Origin of the sequence: Actinocrinis sp., from assembly GCF_035605935.1 — a bacterium.
Taxonomy (GTDB): Bacteria; Actinomycetota; Actinomycetes; order Streptomycetales; family Catenulisporaceae; genus Actinocrinis.
Window position 1 is genome coordinate 1 of record NZ_DATNGK010000311.1, and the last position, 17969, is coordinate 17969.

General features: G+C 70.4%; 15 protein-coding genes. 4 read left to right on the forward strand and 11 right to left on the reverse strand.

Annotated features, from left to right (window positions below):
• Positions 1–193: 193 nt before the first annotated feature.
• The 9 genes from VN779_RS25255 to VN779_RS25295 form a co-directional block, all read right to left on the reverse strand.
• Entirely contained in the window at positions 194–1144 is a 951-nt protein-coding gene (locus tag VN779_RS25255; RefSeq protein WP_325727665.1) for a YihY/virulence factor BrkB family protein, read from the reverse strand.
• A complete protein-coding gene (locus VN779_RS25260) occupies positions 1141–2139 on the reverse strand; it encodes a diacylglycerol/lipid kinase family protein (protein WP_325727667.1) in 999 nt (332 codons plus the stop codon). Before VN779_RS25260 ends, VN779_RS25255 begins: the two co-directional genes overlap by 4 nt.
• Positions 2136–2828, reverse strand: a complete 693-nt coding sequence (locus VN779_RS25265; RefSeq protein ID WP_325727669.1) for a phosphatase PAP2 family protein — start codon at positions 2826–2828, stop codon at positions 2136–2138. The genes VN779_RS25260 and VN779_RS25265 overlap by 4 nt, the downstream gene beginning before the upstream one ends.
• Before the next feature lie 97 nt (positions 2829–2925).
• A complete protein-coding gene (locus VN779_RS25270) occupies positions 2926–4080 on the reverse strand; it encodes an MFS transporter (RefSeq protein ID WP_325727671.1) in 1155 nt (384 codons plus the stop codon).
• Positions 4081–4227: 147 nt separating this feature from the next.
• On the reverse strand, positions 4228–4407 hold the full coding sequence (locus tag VN779_RS25275) for a PaaX family transcriptional regulator C-terminal domain-containing protein (protein ID WP_325727673.1): 180 nt from the start codon (positions 4405–4407) through the stop codon (positions 4228–4230).
• A 42-nt stretch (positions 4408–4449) separates the two neighbouring features.
• Complete coding sequence (locus tag VN779_RS25280) at positions 4450–5346, reverse strand: YwqG family protein (RefSeq protein ID WP_325727675.1); 897 nt, start codon at positions 5344–5346, stop codon at positions 4450–4452.
• 41 nt (positions 5347–5387) lie between these two features.
• Positions 5388–5789 carry a thioesterase family protein gene (locus VN779_RS25285; RefSeq protein ID WP_325727677.1) on the reverse strand — a complete coding sequence of 134 codons (402 nt, stop codon included), beginning with the start codon at positions 5787–5789 and terminating at the stop codon, positions 5388–5390.
• Positions 5779–6996: a low temperature requirement protein A gene (locus tag VN779_RS25290; RefSeq protein ID WP_325727679.1), complete on the reverse strand. Its 1218-nt coding sequence runs from the start codon at positions 6994–6996 to the stop codon at positions 5779–5781. Before VN779_RS25290 ends, VN779_RS25285 begins: the two co-directional genes overlap by 11 nt.
• 91 nt (positions 6997–7087) lie before the next feature.
• The gene (locus VN779_RS25295) at positions 7088–9733 is read right to left on the reverse strand and encodes a helix-turn-helix transcriptional regulator (protein WP_325727681.1); all 2646 of its coding nucleotides are present in this window, start codon (positions 9731–9733) and stop codon (positions 7088–7090) included.
• Between the two features lie 176 nt (positions 9734–9909).
• Here VN779_RS25295 and VN779_RS25300 point away from each other — a divergent pair, with 176 nt between their 5' ends.
• From VN779_RS25300 to VN779_RS25315, 4 genes are all read left to right on the forward strand, one after another.
• Positions 9910–10965, forward strand: a complete 1056-nt coding sequence (locus tag VN779_RS25300) for a hypothetical protein (protein WP_325727683.1) — start codon at positions 9910–9912, stop codon at positions 10963–10965.
• 70 nt (positions 10966–11035) lie between these two features.
• Positions 11036–11779 (forward strand): class I SAM-dependent methyltransferase, encoded by a 744-nt coding sequence (locus tag VN779_RS25305; protein ID WP_325727685.1) that lies wholly within the window; start codon positions 11036–11038, stop codon positions 11777–11779.
• A gap of 121 nt (positions 11780–11900) precedes the next feature.
• Entirely contained in the window at positions 11901–12956 is a 1056-nt protein-coding gene (locus tag VN779_RS25310) for an ATP-binding cassette domain-containing protein (protein ID WP_325727687.1), read from the forward strand.
• Entirely contained in the window at positions 12953–13741 is a 789-nt protein-coding gene (locus VN779_RS25315; protein ID WP_325727689.1) for an ABC transporter permease, read from the forward strand. The genes VN779_RS25310 and VN779_RS25315 overlap by 4 nt, the downstream gene beginning before the upstream one ends.
• Here VN779_RS25315 and VN779_RS25320 read toward each other — a convergent pair.
• On the reverse strand, positions 13719–16937 hold the full coding sequence (locus tag VN779_RS25320) for an ATP-binding protein (protein WP_325727691.1): 3219 nt from the start codon (positions 16935–16937) through the stop codon (positions 13719–13721). The genes VN779_RS25315 and VN779_RS25320 overlap by 23 nt on opposite strands.
• Before the next feature lie 82 nt (positions 16938–17019).
• The gene (locus VN779_RS25325) at positions 17020–17787 is read right to left on the reverse strand and encodes an SDR family NAD(P)-dependent oxidoreductase (RefSeq protein ID WP_325727693.1); all 768 of its coding nucleotides are present in this window, start codon (positions 17785–17787) and stop codon (positions 17020–17022) included.
• Positions 17788–17969 lie beyond the last annotated feature (182 nt).

Below are 17969 nucleotides of genomic sequence, written 5' to 3' on the forward strand. Positions count from 1 at the left end.
TGGTTGGACCAGATGGAGGTGACCGGGAAGGAGCCGGTGGTCAGGGTGAGGTTGCCGACCTCCTCGATCGGGAGCAACTGCCGGACGCGCTACCCGAGAAGCACCTCAAGCCGGTATTCATCCGGGACGTCCTGCGCAGCAGTTGACGCTTGCGCGCTCGAGAACGCAGCTCAAGCATCCGGCATCGCGCCGGTCAGGTGCCCGGATCGTCGGTCGCCGGCCGCCGCGAACCGCTTCGGCAGGCTTCCAGCTGCGCCGCCACGGCGAGCCCGAGCAGCAGCGCGATCGAGGTCAGATTCGCCCACGCCATCAAGGCGATGATGGCGGTCAGCGGCCCGTAGGTCGCGCCCAGCGTGCTGCTGCCGCCCACGTACCAGCTCAGCAGCGCGGTCAGCGCGGCCCACAGCGCCAGGCTCAATCCGGCGCCGACCGCCAGCCAGCTCAGCGACGGCTGGCGGCGGCGCGGGGCGCGGCGGAAGATCGCGGTGGCCGACGCGAGGGCCAGCAGGATGCCGAACGGCCAGCGCGCGATTTGCCAGGCCAGGCGCGGACCGGACGACCAGTGGTACACCTGCGCGAGCGCGTCGCCGAGCGGACCGCCCGCCGCCACCACGATCATCCCCGCGGCCATGGGCAAGCCCGCCATCAGCACCAGAAGCAGAGCATTGCCATACTTGCGCACCGACGGCCGGTCGCGTTCGACCCCGTAGATGCGGTTCGCTCCGCGCTCGATCTGACCCATCGCCGTCGCCATGGACACCAGCGCGACGGCCAGACCGAGCCAGAGCGCCAGCGCGTCGTCCTGCCCCCGAGCCCGGCCGGTCTCCAAGGCGTTGCGCACAATCTGCTCACTGGCTCCGGGCGTGATCCGCTCAAGCACGCCTTCGAGCACCTGGCCGCCCCCGCCTCGGTGCAGCGTGGCCGAAAGTCCGACGATCGCGATGACGGCGGGGATGATGCTGAGGCAGACCTGGAAGGCCAGGGCGCGAGCATGGCTGAATCCGTCGGCGTAGCGGAAGCGAATGAACGAGTCACGCAGGATCGAGCCCAGTCCGGTGCGCCGCAGGGTGACCCATGCGTCGTCCGCGGACAGTTCGTCGCCGGACATCAGCCGGGTCTGCGCGACCTTCGTTGCAGTGCTCATGGACGAGCTCCCACCTCTCGCAGCGAATCAGAAGACTGCTGCTGCGGTTCTGGCGTTCGCACCAGCAAAGCGCCGGGCTTCACCTGTACCGACAGAACGTTCGCCACGCGGTACGGATCGCCGTCCAGCTCCAGCGGCACGGCGTGGCGCACGCGGGCCTCTACCTGCCGCACGCGGTAACGGCTGATGTGCGGGCCGTCGCGCCGTATCAGCAGCCGAAGCAGCACCTCAAGCCAGCCGGACAGGCGGCCGTACGGCTCCAGGACGACCACGTCGAGCACGCCGTCGTCCGGCGCGGCGTCTGGCATCAAGTCGATGCCACCGTGCAGCCGGCCGTGGTTTCCAACAATCAGAGCTTTGACGCGGCGGTGCCGCACCCGGCGTCCGTCCACCCGCAGCGTCACGCGTTCGCCGCGGTCGCGCAGATGCCGCAGGATCGAGGGCACATACGCGGGCCAGCCCACGCGCGCCTTTAGGCGTTCGGAGGCGTCGGCGATCATCGCGGCGTCGAGCCCCAGACCCGCCATCCCGACGAAGACCCGGCCGTCCACGACTCCCAGATCGATCCGCCGGTCCGATCCGTGCAGCAGCGCCGCGATCGCGTCGTCGAGCGCGCTGGGAATACCGAGCTGGCCGGCCAGCAGATTGCCGGTGCCCAGCGGCAGGACGCCGAGCGCGACATCGGTTCCGCACAGCGCCTGGGCGACCGCGTTCACCGTGCCGTCCCCGCCGCACGCCACCACCAGGTCGGCGCCGGATTCGACCGCCGCTCTGGCGACTTCGATGCCGCCGTCGTCCGGCGTCGTCATCATCATCCGGGGCTTTGGCTGACCGGTCTCGGCGAACGCGCGGGCCACGCGCTCGTGCAGTTCGGCGGCGGCACCGGTGTCCGCCTTCGCCGCGTTCACGATCAACACGGTTTTCGACGCAGCGGCGTTCGTCCGCGAAGCGCTCGTCGTCGGCGCGGCCTCCGCCGCCTGGTCAGCGTTCGTCATCGTCGCCCTCCGAGGACCGCGCGCGCGGCGATCACCAGGCAGCACGCGCCGAGCAGAAACCCGGCGACGACGTCGCTGGGGTGGTGCATGCCGCGGTACAGGCGCGCAAAAGCCACGGCAGCAGGCACCAGCAGCAGGAGCCAGGCCTGCCGGCGGCCGGTTCCGCGCGCGATCAACCAAGCGACGGCGCCGTACAGCACCACCGCCGCGGCGGTATGCCCAGACGGGAAACTCGACGTGGGAGGGGACTGATCCAGCTCGACGACGCCAGGCCGGGTCCGATGCACCAGCAAGGTCGTCACCAGAAAGATGCCGACCTCGATCGCCAACGCCAGCGCGATGAACGCGGGAGCGCGCCAATGGCCCGAAACGCGCCAGGTGACGATGATCGCGGCAACGGCAAGCAGGATCGTGCACGTCGTATCAGCCACCGTCGACAGCGCGCTGGTCACGTCGTCAACCGCGGAATCACGGTGCGCGGCCAGCACGCGATCAACAGAGTCTTCGGCGCTGAACGGCCACACGTGAATCAACGAATGCGTGACCAGCCAGCCGAGACCGGCCATCAGCGCACCCAGCAACAGCACCTGGACCAGCACACGGGCGACGATCTGCCCGCGCGCCACGCGATAGCCTGCGGCGGCGCCGGAGTCCGGCCGCGCTGTCTTCAACTCACTGCGGAGATACACGGCCCGGCGGGTTACCGCTTTCGGCCTAATCATGCGCCCGAGGCGGCTCGCGGCATTGATCAGTTCCCTGAGAACCCGAGCACATCACCGTGGGTTGTCACTCAGGAGCGAGCCACCTGCCGCGGCCCCGGTCCACCGCGGTCAACGCCACGGCGAGCATCAGCGCCACGGCGGCCGCGATCGGCGCGAGCAGAAACGCATCGCCGCTGCCGCCGCCCTGAGCGAGAAATCCGGCCAGCGCCTGGCCGCACGCCGTGCCGAGCGGGCCGCCCGCGCACAGGATGGTTATCGCGGACGCGGTGCGCTCAGGTGGCGCGAGCCGTTCGGTGAGCGTATACAACGTGATCATGTATGGCGCCACGGTGATACTCGCGACCGCCACCGCAGGCACGACCGCGTGCAGCCGGCCACCGACGAACAGCGCAAGCATGCCGACCAGGAGCGTCGCGGCGAAGGCCAGGTAGCGGTGACGCACCGCGAAACCGCGAGGCAGCCAAGCGCAAGCCGCCCCAGCCAGCGCGCTCCCGGCACCGAATACGGCGTAGATCAGTCCGGCGGCACCGGGGCGGCCAATGCTGTGTGCGTATGCCGTCACGCCGGTCTGTACGGCGCCGAAGACGGCGCCCATCGCGGCCATGGCGAAGAACATGGCGAGCAGCGCCCGACGCGGAAGCAGGGCCGTCGTGTCTCCTTGCGATGATCGCCGCGCCGCTGGATGCCGATCGGTGTAGCGGATCGTGAAGGGCAGCGCCGTCAGCAGGAGCAGCGCGACGCTCGCCACGATCGGCGCGACCGGCCCGAGCGAGGTCGCGAGGGGAGCCAGCAGCCCGACGAGCGTCGGCCCCACGACGAAACTGGTCTCGTCGGCGGCCGCCTCGTACGCCATCGCGGCGGGCAAGTGCGAGGGCAGCGCGTGGTTCTGGTCCAGCCGCGACCAGTACACGCGCACCAGGGCGCCGATCGGGGGCTGGCTCAATCCGACCAAGGCCGCGGCGGCGAGCATCTCGGTTCGATAGGAGGACCGGCTCGCCGCGATCAGGCAGAGCAAGGCGACGATATTGGCGACCGTGCTGATCACCGTGATGCGGCGGTGGCCATACCGGTCGGCGAGCGAGCCGACGACGGGCGCACCGACCGCGCCGGCGAGCCCTTGCGCCGCGGCGGCGAGGCCCGCGAACGCATAGCTGCCGGTGACGGTCTGGACAAGGATGAGCGTCGCAAGCGACGACATCGCGTAGGGCAGCCGGGCCAACAGGCCGAGAGGAAAGAAACCAAGGCCGGCAGCACGAACAAGACGGCGGTAGGACAACGCGTCTCCATCGGGTACGTCGAAGTGACGCGCTACCCAGCCACCGGCGCGTTGACGATCCCGATTCTGTTCGGATAATACCTCGGCGCATCAGCCTTCGCTGTGAATGACCTTCGTGGCGTGCTCGCGCGCGGGTGCGCTGAGGACGCGGTTGAGATCGTCGAAGAGCACGCGCGCGGTCTCGCCGCTCCAGCCCGGTGGGAGCAGTTGCAGCGGCAGACCCACCCAGGCCGCCACACCCACGCCATCGTCGGCGGCACGCTCGTTCACAGCCTGGGCGATCGCTGACCCGTGCGACAAGCTCCTGCGGACCTATTCGGTCTGCCAGGTGAACGTGGCCTTGTCGAACCGCCCGGCGGCAAGGTCATCCCGGGTGATCATCCAGTAGAGCCGTCCGGCGTCGCTCCAGTTCATGCCGCTGCGCGAGTCGCTGTCGACCTGCGCGAGCAGCACCAACTGCGTGGCAAGCTGCCTGCTCGCGGCAACAGCGGCCTCGTCTTCGCCCGGATGCACGACCTGCGCGCCCTCGCGTTCCACGGCGCCCTGCACCGGCAGCGCGTAGCCGCCGACCTGGTGGTGCGGCAGGTGGTCGCGCCGGTACGCGTTCAGCGCCTCCCAGAACCCGGTCCCGTTTGGATCGGTATCAGTAGTCGGATAGTCGCAGTAGCCGGCCGGGTCGTTCGGGTCGCCGAACGCGGCGATCAGGGCGGCGTTCTCGTTGTCCGGCGCGGTCGCGATCACCTCCCCGGCCAGCAGGAGACGGGGGTACGGCGCGGCGCCCTCGGGCGCGGAGCGCGGGGCGATCTCGGCCTGCGCCGGGACGTAGATCACCCGCGTGCCGTTGACGACGCTATCCGGGTCCGCGTAAGCGACCGAGCTGCCGCCGAGTCCATCGAAGTAGAAGAACAGCAACTGCCCAGACTCCGGCAGCGGGATGTCCAGCTCCCCGGCCGGCACCTCGCCGCAGTCGACCGCGCCGACGAAGCTCAGCGGGCCGTGCCCTTCCCACACGGGCCACTCGACATCCTCGGGCAGCAGCGGCTCGCCGCCGAGGTAGGCCGCCACTGAGTCACCTGAGTCATCGGTGTCGAGGGCGCGCAGGTGAAAGGCGGGTCGCAACAGGCTCGTCCAGGTTTTGGCGTCGTCCGCGCTGAAATAGGTCCGGCCGGCTTCTGCCAATGAGGAATCGCTGATCTGCATGGCGGACATGCTGCCAGGCTGGCGGCCGCACCGGTGCGGTCTCGGCGAATTCAGTGGCTGGCGTCCGGGCCTGGACCCGCGTCAGCGGCCGTATGCGCAGCCGAAAGACCCGCGAGGAAGCGGTCGCGGTCCACGACGGCGCGTTCGATCTCGCCCTGCGCGACGATGCGTCCGGAACCGTCCACGGCAAGCACAGTGAACGTCAGCCTGCCGGCGGTCGTTTCGATCGGAGGCGTCGCGGTGACCTCGACCACGCCACCGATCGGCGTCGCGCGAAGGTGCTCGATGCGGATGGCGGTGCCGACGCTCGTCTGATCCTCGCCGAGCAACGGCTGCGCCTCCTGCACGGTTCGCGCCTCCATCCACGCGATCAGCCGCGGCGTCGCGAGCACCGGTACATCGCCGCTACCCAGCGCGATCGCCGAATCGGCTTCCGTCACCTCATGGCGCATCTGTCCTCCTCAGCTGGGCGCGTGCAGCCAGTATGACGCCGACCGCGACCGTCGCGGCAGCAACGAGGCCGGCCGTGAGCACCGCCCAACGGCCGGCGAACGAGACGGCCAGCACCAGCAGGGCGCCGCACGGCAGTACCGCCTGACGCAGCAGCCCGCTCTTGAAATGGCGCAGATGCACCAGCCACACCGTCGCCAGATACAGCGCGGTCGGGATGGTCACCGCGAACGCGGCTGTGTTCGCGGAGATCCGCGAATGATGGGTGACCTGCTGCACGGCTACCGCGAGCCCCGCGCCGATCGCGGCGGCCGATCCGAAGATCAGATAGTGGCCGTAGCCCCACCCGAAAGCCTGCTGATTCGAGCGCACATAGTCGTGAATCGGCACCGCGAAATAGATCCAGTACGCCGCGAACACGATGATCAGCCCGCCGGCCGCGATCGGCAGCAGCGCACCGACCTGCGCGTGGTCGTCGAGCGCGGTCTGCACCGCGATCGTGGCCGCTGAGACGCTTTCCCCGAGCGTGATGATCGTGAACAGGCCATAGCGCTCCGCGATGTGACGCGGGTGCCAGGACGTGTGGTGGATGCGCTCCGCGATCGCCGGCACCGCCATGTCGGCGACCCCCAGCGGCCCGAAACCCCACACCCAAACCTCATGGGGCGCCAAGATCAGCAGGACCCAGCCGAACTGCACCAGGACCAGTCCGGCCGCGTATGCCCGCGCCGCCTTTCGCGCCGCGCCGGTCTCGCCGCGGGCGGCGCGAAGCCACTGCGTGGTTTGTGCGACCCGCATGATGACGTACCCGAGCACCGCCACGGCGAAGTCATTGCGCTGGAACGCGCGCGGCACCCCGGCGGCCAGCACGAGCACTCCGGCGATCTGCACCAGCGTGGCCAGCCGGTACAGCACATCGTCGTTGTCATAGGCCGAGCCGAACCAGCTGAAGTTCACCCACGCCCACCAGATCGCGAAGAACACCAGCAGATAGCCGCTGACACCGTGCCAGGGCCGCCCATCGGCCACCGCGTGCACCAACTGCTGTCCGGCCTGCGCCACCGCCACCACGAACGACAGGTCGAAGAACAACTCCAGCGGCGTGGCGGCCCGATGCTCCTCATCGCGCCGCCGGGCCTGCATCCGAGTCACCAAGGCCGACGACAGGGCGCTCTCGTGGCCCGCCTCGGCTTGCGTGCTCCGCGTCATCAGCGCCCAGCTCTCACATCAACCGGCAGTCTTCACTCGGGCCATCTTCACCAGCGAAATCGGCAACAGCCAATCTTCACCCGACTATCGGCTATCGGCTGTCTGAAGCGCAGGACATCCGGCGCAGCGCGTCGCCCAGTTCGGCGCGGCCCGCGACGCCGAGCTTGGCGTAGATGCGGCCGAGATGGTTTTCCACGGTCCGCTCCGAAAGCCGCAGCTGACCGGCGATCTGACGGTTACTCAAGCCGTCCGCGGCCCACCCGGCGATCTCCCGTTCGCGGACTGTCAGCGCGCGAAGCGGGCCGAGCAGGCCGAGCAGCGGTGTGCGCGCGTCGCACTCGGCGGCCAGGGCCAACGCGCGCGAGGCTGCCCGCGGTTCGCGAGCGTTCGCGCTCCCGGTTGACGCCTCGGCCAACGCGGCAGCCGCGTGCGCCTCGGCGGCGTAAAGGGCGAATCCGAGTTCTTGCAGCGAGTCGGCCACCTCGCGCAGCGCGGCCGGCTTGCCCGCGCCGTCGACCAGCCGGCGCACACAGTCACCGAGGGGCCAGTCCTCAGGAAGTGCAACCCGCTCCAGCAACCGCGCCGCAGCGTCTAAACGGCCGAGCCGGAACAAGTCGAGCGCGCCAAGGACCGCGGGCGCCACCATGCCTTCGTCGGCCCACCCGCCGACCGCGCGCTCCAGCCGGTGCCCGGCCGCGTCGAACTGCCCGCACGCGACGTCATGCCAGGAGCGAGCCCGGATCACTTCGGTATCCAGCGCTCGAAGCTGCGGCGGCACCGCAACGCACGCCAATGCCTCCGCCAGCCGCCGCGCCTGGACCCGATCGCCGCGCTGCGCCGCCGCGGACAGGCCGATGGCCAGACACCAAACGCGACCGTTCGGATCGTGCGGCCCTTCGTCGAACAGGCGCGCGGCCTCGACGGACTGAGCAGCGGCCGAGGGCAGGTTCCCGGCGCTGAGCAACACGCTGGCCAATCCGGCTCTCGCCCACGCCTGGCCGGCGAGATCACCCCGATCGAGCGCGTCCTCGATCGCGGCCCGCGCGACGGCCAGGGCCGCCGCCGGATCGCCATAGTCGCTCCAAGCCCGCGTCGCGAAGGCGATGAGAGAAGGAGCAGCGGCGCCCGCGTCGTCGTGCTGACGGCGTTCCGCTGTGGTCAGGTCGAATGCGCGCAGCCCGGCGCGAAAGTGACCCACGACCGGATACGCCATCGCCGCACCGGTCGCCGCAAGAGTCCGGACGCTGGGCCACGGGGCGCGCAGGAGTGGTTCCAGCTCGGCCACGGCTGCGTCGAACCCGCCGGCGACGGCGAGCAACAGGCCGCGGTGCACCGCAAGCTGCGCGGCCGCCTGCGGTTGCGTGACCGTGCGGGCCGCGTTCTCGAGAATGGCGAGTCCTTGGTCGAGCCGCCCGGTGGTCCAGCTGATCCGCGAGGCATGCGCGGCGGCCAGCGCCGCCCGATCGTGGTCCGACACGGCCAGCGCGTCAAGCGAATCGAGCAGCGCGTGCGCCGCTTGGAACCGGCCCGCATCGACCATCGCCTCGTACAGCAGCAGGCCGTCGCCCACCGCAGGGCGGAGTTCGAACACTGCCGCGGCGAGCCGTTCCCGCAAGGCCGCCTCGGCGCGCATCGTGGTCGCGTATCGGGCCGCGGCCGCCATTCTTTCCGGGTCGGGCGCACCGCCGCCGTCCAGCCGCCACACCGCCCAACGCAGCAGGTCCTCAGCGCGCCGCAGCCCGGTGGACTCCAGCGCGTCGGCCAGGCGCCGCGCGTAGCCCAGCCGCGCCGAAACCGGGGTCGAGCGGGCGATCAGCTCCTGATAGAGCGGATGGCACACGCGGGCCGGCAGTCGTCGATCCACGCGATCGACCTCGATCAGTCCACGCCGTTCCAGCGCCTCGACCTCCTGCGGGTCGACCAATCCGAGCAACAGCCGAAGGCCCACGCCCGGAGCGAGCGCCACCAACTCGAGGGCAGCACGCTGCGGCCCGCTCACCCCGGCCAGGCGCGACTCGAGCAACTGCGCCAGGCCGCTCCAAACCCCGGCGACCCGGCCAAGTCGCCACACTCCGTCCTCGGTGCGCCGCAGCGCGCCGGCCGCCGCCGCATCGAGCATCAGCTCTCTGATGAACAGTGGATTGCCGGCGCTGAGGCGGTAGATCTCGCGCGCCGTCCCCGGCGAAGCCTCGGCACCGAGCGCGCCGATCAGCAGATCGGTTACTTCGCGCTCGCCGAGCGGAGCCAGTTCGACGCGGCTAAGCAGCCCCGAGGCCAGCAACGCGCCAAGGGCGTCCGGCAGGCGAGCGCCGGTGCGCAACGTGGCGAGAAGGCGGATGCGGCCCGCGGACAGCCACTGCGCGATGACGAGCGCGCAGACCTCGTCGAGCAGGTCCGCATCGTCGAGCACGAGCAGCCGTGCCGCGCCGCGGGGCGCCGGTGCGGCCGACCCGGTCAGAGCGCCGAGCGCGTTGAAAGTTTCCGGCCGGGCGGCGTCCGCGCCTCGCACGAACCACGGCGCGCCGCCCGAGGTCACCCGCAGCGCCGCGGCCTCCCGCACCAGCCGGGATTTGCCGACACCCGCCGGACCGCAGACGATCGCGCCCCTCACCGCGCCGCCGTCGGCCAGGATCCGCCCCAATGCAGCCAGCTCTCCGCCGCGTCCGACGAACGGCCACTGCCCGGCCAACGCCCAGTTCGCGGCCGCGCCGACGGCAGACGTCGCAGGGGGATTCATACCGGCGCAGCGTACTGCCCAACGGGCATGAGTGGTCGGGCTCTGCGCGTTGAGTACCGGCCACTCTCGACGCTCCTACGCGCCTGACGCATCCTCAGACCTGCGTTCTGACTCGGCCGGGGGAGCCAGCACCAAACCCGACGTGACAACGAATCCTGATACCGAAAGGACCCGCCGTGCGCCGACCAGCGCGTGCCGCTCGTTGGACCGCGAGTGGCGCAGCCGTACTCGCGATCGCCCTTGCCGCTCCGGGATCGGCCGCGGCCGCGCGCGCCGACGCGGTCAATCCCGCGCCTGACAACGGATTCTCGGCCACCGGCGTGTGGAACACCCCGCTGCCGGCCAACGTGCCGCTGGCGCCGAACTCGCAGGCGATCGTGGCCAACCTCATGCAGGACAAGCAGACCGGCGGCGGGCTGTGGGGGATCAACACCGACACCTATTCCGCGCCCGTCTACTCCGTCGGCCCGGACACGCCGACACAGCAGTGGACGTACTCGGACTGCCAGAACCTGCCGCAACTCGCTCCGGTGATCGCGGACTCACTGTCCGCGGTGCCCACGCCGCCCGGAATGCTGGTATCGCAGGGAACTGACGAATCCGTCGCGATCTACCAGCCCTCCACCGACACCTACTGGGACTTCTGGCGCGCGCAGCAGGACGCGTCAGGCCACTGGTCCGCCTGCTGGGGCGGCAAGATCGAGCACTACAGCGCCAACCCGGGCATCTTCGACAACCCGCTGGGCGCCTCCGCCTCGGGCCTGCCGCTCGGCGCGTACCTGATCCGCGCGGACGAACTGCGCCGCGGGCACATCGACCACGCCATCAACTTCGAGACGGTGCGCACTCAAGCGAACTGCTTCTCCTGGCCGGCCACCCGCGACGACGGCAACACCCCCGGCCCGGACATCGCCTGCGAGGGCCAGCGCTTCCGCCTCGACCCGACCTTCAACGTCAACACACTGATCGATCCGGCAGCGCGCACCATCGCCCGCGCCATGCAGCAGTACGGGCTGGTCCTGACCGACAAAGCCGGCGCGCTGGTCACCCAGGCCGAGGACCCGCGCCCCCTGGAGCCGGCCAACGGCGGCGTCGACCCCTACAACAAGCTGTTCGACCCGACCGGCACCGGGATCATCCCCGAAAGCCTGACCCACTACCTCGTCCTGCTCGGCGTCCCGCTCAGTCGCCTGCAGGCCCTTCCGCTCAATTACGGCGAACCAGGGCGTTGACACTCAAGCTGAACAGTGCTGACCGGCAAAGCGGTGGACGCCGCGGTCGGCAGCAGAGATCATTTCCGGTATGCGCCAGGAAGAGATTTGGGATGCGGACGCCGCCGAACGTTATGACGCCGAGGACGCGAGCATGTTCGAGCCCGATGTCCTCGGGCCGGCCGTGGCGCGTCTAGCCGAACTCGCCGAAGGCGGCCGGGCGCTTGAGTTCGCGATCGGAACCGGACGCGTCGCGGTGCCGCTGTCCGAGCGGGGAGTGCCCGTAGTCGGCATTGAACTCTCGGAGCCGATGATCGACCAACTGCGATCGAAAGCGGACGAGTCGGCGATCCCAGTACTCGCCGGCGACATGACGACAACGCGGGCGCCGGGCAGCTACCGGCTGGTGTATCTGGTCTACAACACGATCTCCAACGTGCTCACCCAGGAAGCGCAGATCGAATGCTTCCGCAACGCCGCCCGGCATCTGGAGCCCGGCGGGCGGTTCGTCATCGAGCTATGGGTTCCGCAGCTGCCGCAGCGCCCCCCGGCCGCGCAGGCGGTGGTCTTCCACTGCGAGCCGGGTTATATCGGGCTGGACACCTTCGACGTGGCGAGCCAGCAGATCGTCTCGCATCACTTCCGGTTCGGCGACGGTGATGAGGCGCGGCTGTCGCGCAGCCCGCATCGTTACATCTGGCCGTCCGAACTGGATCTCATGGCGCAGATCGCCGGATTCGAGCTGGAATCCAGGCACGCCGACTGGCGCGGAAGCGAGTTCACTGCCGCGTCGTCTTCGCACGTCTCGGTGTACCGCATCCCCGGCGCCCGATAGCTCGCGGCATGGCACGCGGGCCGTGAAGCCCCGTGAAAGCGCCGTGAAACAGCGGTGAATCTCCCAGCGCGCACTCTCTACGCATACGCGGCACACCGGCCGCGGCCACTAGAGGAGCGCAATGTCACCCACCGCACCGACACTCACTGCACTGACACCTACCGCACCGAGCCCGGCGATCACCGCGAGCGGGCTGCGTAAATCATTCGGCGAGAAAGTCGTGCTCGACGGCGTCGACCTGAACGTCCCCGAGGGCACTGTCTTCTGCCTACTCGGCCCCAACGGCGCGGGCAAGACCACCGCGGTGCACATCCTGTCCACGTTGATGCGCGCCGACGGCGGGGAGGTACGCGTCGTCGGGCGCGACCCGGCCCGCGAACCCGACGCGGTGCGCGCCGCGATCGGCGTCACCGGCCAGTTTTCCGCGGTCGACGGCCTGCTGACCGGCCGGGAGAACCTGCTGCTGATGGCCGACCTGCACCACCTGCCCCGCGCCGAGGGCCGCCGCCGCGCCGAGCAGCTGCTGACCGACTTCGAGCTGACCGACGCGGCCGACAAACGGGCCGCGACCTACTCCGGCGGTATGCGCCGCCGCCTCGACCTGGCGATGACGCTGGTCGGCGAGCCGCGGGTGATCTTCCTCGACGAACAGACCACCGGCCTGGACCCGCGCAGCCGCCGCACCATGTGGCAGATCGTGCGCGGCCTGGTCGGCCGCGGCGTCACCATCTTCCTCACCACCCAGTACCTGGACGAGGCCGACGAACTGGCCGACCGGATCGCCGTGCTCGACCAGGGCCGGATCGTGGCCCTCGGAACCGCGGCCGAACTCAAGCGCCGCGTCCCCGGCGGTCACATCCGACTGGAGTTCCTCGACGAGATCGGCCTCACCGCCGCCGAGCGCGTCCTCGAAGGCGCGACCCGCGACGGTGACCTGGCCCTCAACGTGCCCGGCGACGCGGGCGTCCGGGCGCTGCGAGCCCTGCTCACCCGGCTCGACGACGCGGGGATCGAGGTCGACGGCCTGTCCGTGCATACGCCAGACCTCGACGACGTGTTCTTCGCACTCACCGGTCGCCTGACCACCGAGACCGGATCGTCCGACGCACAGTCCACCGCGCAGCCCACCGCAGAGTCCACGAAGTCTGCCTCCATGCAGAAGGAGCCCGTCCGATGAGTACCCTTACCTACGCCGCGCGCGACTCGACGACGATGCTTAAGCGCAACCTGCGATACAGCGTGCGCTATCCCGCGACGATCATCGTGTCCCTGGCCATCCCGGCCCTGCTGTTGCTGCTGTTCGTCGGGGTCTTCGGCGGCGCATTGGGCGCAGGCCTCGGCGCGGCGCCCCCCGGCGGCAAGTACATCGACTACGTCCTGCCCGGCATCCTGCTGATGTCCATCGGCTACGGGGCCTCATCCACCACGCTGGCCGTGAACCGGGACATGACCGAGGGAATCATGGCCCGCTTCCGCACCATGGCGATCTCCCGCAGTTCGGTGCTGACCGGTCACGTCGTCGCCGCTCTGATCCGCACGCTGGCGAGCACCGTGCTGCTGGTCGCCGTCGCCTTGCTGATGGGTTACCGCTCCGGCGCCGACGCAGGCCGCTGGCTCGCGGCGGCGGGCCTGGTCGCGCTGCTCACCTTCGCGCTGAGCTGGCTCGCGGTCGCGATCGGGCTGTCCGCCCCGACCGCGGAGGGCACCGTGGGCTTCACGCTCATCGTCCAACTGCTGCCGTTCATCAGCAGCGCCTTCGTGCCGACCGGCTCGATGTCGGCGGGGGTGGGCTGGTTCGCGCACAACCAGCCGTTCACCCCGGTCATCGACACGCTTCGCGGGCTGCTCGCGGGCACGCCGATCGGGCACAGCGGGATCATCGCCGTCGCCTGGTGCGTCGGACTCGCAGTGCTCGGATACCTCTGGGCGGGCGCGCTGTTCAGGAAGGGCTCGGCCCGGTGAACTGATCGCGAGCAAGGACGGCCGCGGCCGCGGCGGCACGCAACGCGTCCGCACCCAAGCCGGTGTACGCCGAGACCGCTTCGGCGTACGCCGGCTTGTCGGCTTCCTCGGCGAGGTCGCGAAGCCGCACCGTCGACATGCCTCCGTTGAACCGGAAACGCTCGGCCAAGGCGATCATCCGCGCACCCGACCTGGTGGCCCGCGCGTCACCGGTGCGCCGGCCCCGGTCGATGTCCAGCACGGCCAAGGCCAGCAGCTGGGTTCCGCAGAACGGGAAATCCGCGTACGACATCGCCGAGCCGCCGACCGTGCTCACGATGAGCTTGGCGGCGGTTCGCGGCAGGCTGCCGGCCAGCTGCCCGATCAGCGCGAGCTGACCCTGCTGCGCGTGAGCGACCACGGTCATCGCCTCGACCTCGAGGATCCAAGTCTCGGTGTGGAACAACTCACCGGCGCGGGCGCGCACTCGCGGGTCGCGCAGCGCTTCGCAGGCCTGGCGCAACAGGCGCAGCCCTGCCGCGCTCTCGCCGCGGGCCAGCTGGATCTGCGCGCGCGCCACGAGGCCGAACATCGGCAGCCCGGCGCCCTCGTCGCCGTCCTCACGCAGCGTCAGCTCCAGCCACTGCTCGGCCTCGTCGACGGCGTTGCGCTGCAAGTTGGCCAGGACCATCGCGCTTCGAATCCGGGACGCGCTCGATCCGGTCTGGAACGCGTTGAGCTCCGGCAGTTCGTCCAGGATCGAGAGCGTGGCCGCGAAGTGCTCGTGCGCCTCCTCACCCCGCCCCAGTTCCAGGCACAGCTCGCCGATGCGGCTGTGCGTCACGACCCGGAACCACGGGAACTGCTTGTCCTGGCCGTCGAACGCGGTGAGTGTGCGCCGCGCCGCCTTCAGTGCGCTGTGCGGATCGTTGACGCTCTGCCACACGAAGGTGGCCACGGTGTTCGCCATCGCGTTCAGCATCGGCTCGGCGCTGTCGCACAGCAGGTCCAGCGTCGGCAGCAGTTCCTCACCGGCCGAGGCCAGCGTGGTGAGCACGACGGCGGTCGCCCGCGCCGGACTGTCCGGCGGGGCCGAGGGCAGCCGCCGCAGGCTGACCAATGCGCGCGCCGCGGCGGGATGCTGCAGGATCAGCGAACTGACAGTGGCAAGCACCACGGCGGTCCGGCCGACCTCGACGAATGCGGGATCGAGCCGCAGGTGCGACAGCTGCCATGCGCTCTGCCCGGTCAGCGCGGCGATGCGCGCGAAGTCGGCCTCGAACATCCACAGCGCGCCGAGCACGGCGCACGCCGCCGCGACAGACGCGCCGTCCTCGCGCTCGAGCCCGAGCCGCAGCGCCAGTAGCAGGTTCTCCTGCTCTTGCCTGATGCGCGTGGCGGAGGTGACCAGGTCGGGCCCGAGCATCGACTCATGGTGCGCCATGCCGAAATCACGCGCCCAGGACAGGAACCCCGTGACCACCTGGTCGCGCTCGCCGGCTTCCGCGCAGCGCGCCGCACTGTATTCGCGCACTGTCTCCAGCATCCGAAAGCGTGTGCCCGACCCGGCGTCGGCCGCCTGGAGCAGCGACTGGCCGGCCAACTGCTCGAGGATCTCCAAAGCGGCGTCTTCGTCTGTGCCGAGCAGATTCCACGCGGCGTCGGCGGTAAAGCCACCGGGAAAGACCGACAGGGCGCGCATCGCCGCCCGGCCGTCCGGCGCGAGCAGGTTCCAGCTCCAGTCGATGACCGCGTGCAGAGTGCGGTGCCGCTCCGGGGCGTCGCGCGCGGCGCCGCGCAGCAGGCTGAACCGGTCGTCCAGCCGTCGGGCGATCTCGGCCACCGACATCACGCGCACCCGGGCCGCCGCCAGCTCGACCGCGAGCGGCAGTCCGTCGAGGCGGTCGCACAACTCGCGTACCGATTCAGCAGGCAGATCCACTCCGGGCCTGGCCGCACTCGCCCGCTGCCGGAACAGTTCGACGCTGGTCGTGAGGCTCAGCTCGGGCAGTAGGTACACGGACTCTGACGACAAGCCGAGCGGCGCGCGGCTGGTCGTCAGTACCCGCAGATCCTCGCTTCTGGCTACCAGGTCGCGCACCAGCGTCGTCACGCCGTGGACAACCTGCTCGCAGTTATCCAAGACCAGCAGCGCCGGACCCGGGCCGAGAGCCGCCACGATGCCTGAGACCGAATCCGCTGGCCCGGCACGCCGACCGGCCGCCGTGGGCCCGCCTTCCGCGACGCCGAGGACCGACGCGACCTCGCCGACCACGTCGGCGTCGGCACGCACCGCGGCGAGCGGGACCAAGTGAACCACGCGCTGCCGCGCCGCGGCCGCGACGGCGTTTGCCAGGCGGGTCTTGCCCAGGCCGCCGGGACCGATGATGGAGACGACGCGCGAGGCGTGCAGCATCCCGATCACCGCGGCGATGTCGTCGTCGCGGCCGAGCAGCGCATTGGGTTCGTGGGAGACACCGCGCCGCACCATCGGCCGCTCGCGTTCCAGCAGCTGTCGATGCACCCGCTGCAGCTCCGGGCCCGGATCGCTGCCGAGCTGATCACGCAAGTCACGCCGGTAGGTGTCATACCGCACGAGCGCGGCGGACGGCCCAAGCGTCGCGGCCTCGCACAGCAACAGCTGCGCCAAGACCTCCTCGTCGCGCGGCCGTGCCCGAATCAGCTGTCCGAGAAGCTCGGCCGCCTCGGCGCTGCGCCCGAGCTGGGAGAGCGCCACCGCGCGAGCGCGAACCAGTGCCCAATAGGTCGAGGCCCGCGCCGCGCGAAGCTCGGAGAGCGGGTCGGCGAACTCGCACTGCCCGTCCGGCGCACCGTCCCACAGCGCCAGACCGGATTCGGCCTGCGCGAGCGCGCCCGCGTGATCTCCAGCCTGTGAGCAGCGCGCGGCGGCCGACGCGCACGCCAACACGGCGGCGGCGTCGACCTGCTCCTCGGCCAGGTTGAGTCGGTAGCCGACCGGCGTACTGGCGACGGTGTCCGGACCCAGTTGCGCTCGCGCGCGAGAAACCAGCACCTGAAGTGCGCGCGTCGGATGTTCCGGTTGCTCGTCCGGCCACAACCTGTCGACCAGCCGGGCCGTGCCACAGCCCCCGCGCAGGTCCTCGGCGAGCAGCGCGAGCAGCGCGCCGAGCCGGGCCCCGGCGATCTCCCGTCCCCGAAACCCGACCCGCGACAACAACACCAGCTCAACGCCCACCGCAGAAGGCTAACGTGTTGAACACAGCGACTGCCGCTCGACGGCGCGCAGCTCGCGGACGCCGCTGACGCCAGAACAGGCTCTAGGGCAGGCGAACTCCGGTGAGCCGTGCGAGCTCCTCCAGGAGCCGGTTCTGGAAGTCCGCGTCCTCGGCCGCCGCCGCAGGTGTCTGGCGCCGCTGGTGGAACCAATACCCGCCGGTGACCAGCGCCTCGGGATCATCGCTGGTGGCGAGCCATTCCTGCGTGCGATGGCCCAGCTCCAGGTCGTCGGACGCCCCCGGACCGCCCATCTTCGTCGGCACCCAACCGGGATCGACCGCGTTGCTCAACACCTCGGGCCAGGCGCGTGCGACGGCGAACGTGAGCGCGGTGACGAACAGCTTGCTGTCGGAGTAAGCCTGCATCCAGCTCCACCGTCGCGCGGTCCAGTCGAGATCGCGCAGCGAAGCGTCGCCGCCGCGATGCATCCCGCTACTGAGATAGATCAGCCGTGCAGGGCGGCGGAGGGTGGCGGTGAGCAGGTAAGGCGCGAGAACGTTGACGGCAAGGGTCTGCGCGTGTCCGTCCGTCGTCGCGACGCGCTGCGCGCTGGTGTAGACGCCGGCGTTGTGGATGACCGCGTCCATCACGCCGAGTTCGTTGACCTGGTCGGCGACGTCGCGGGTCTCGCGGGCGCTGGAGAGGTCGCCGATGACCACGCCGGCTGCTCGCTTCGCCAACTCGCCGAGATCGGCCGCGCGGGTGGCGCTGCGGGCGTGCAGCACCACCTGATGTCCCGCGCCGATCAGGCGGTGAGCCGCGGCGCGGCCGAGTCCATCGACGGAGCCGGTGATGAAGACGCGTGTCATGACCTCATCCTCCTCCCGCTCACGAAATTGATCGAAGTCTCCTTAGTCGGCGGCCGGCTTCGGCATGCTCATCGCGCTGCTCCGTATTCCTCATCGGTGACGTGCTCGCCCCAGGTCGTCTCGTCCCCGGCATCAGGCCCCGGGCTCTCCCAGATCGCCAGATGGGTCATGAACCTGTCGGG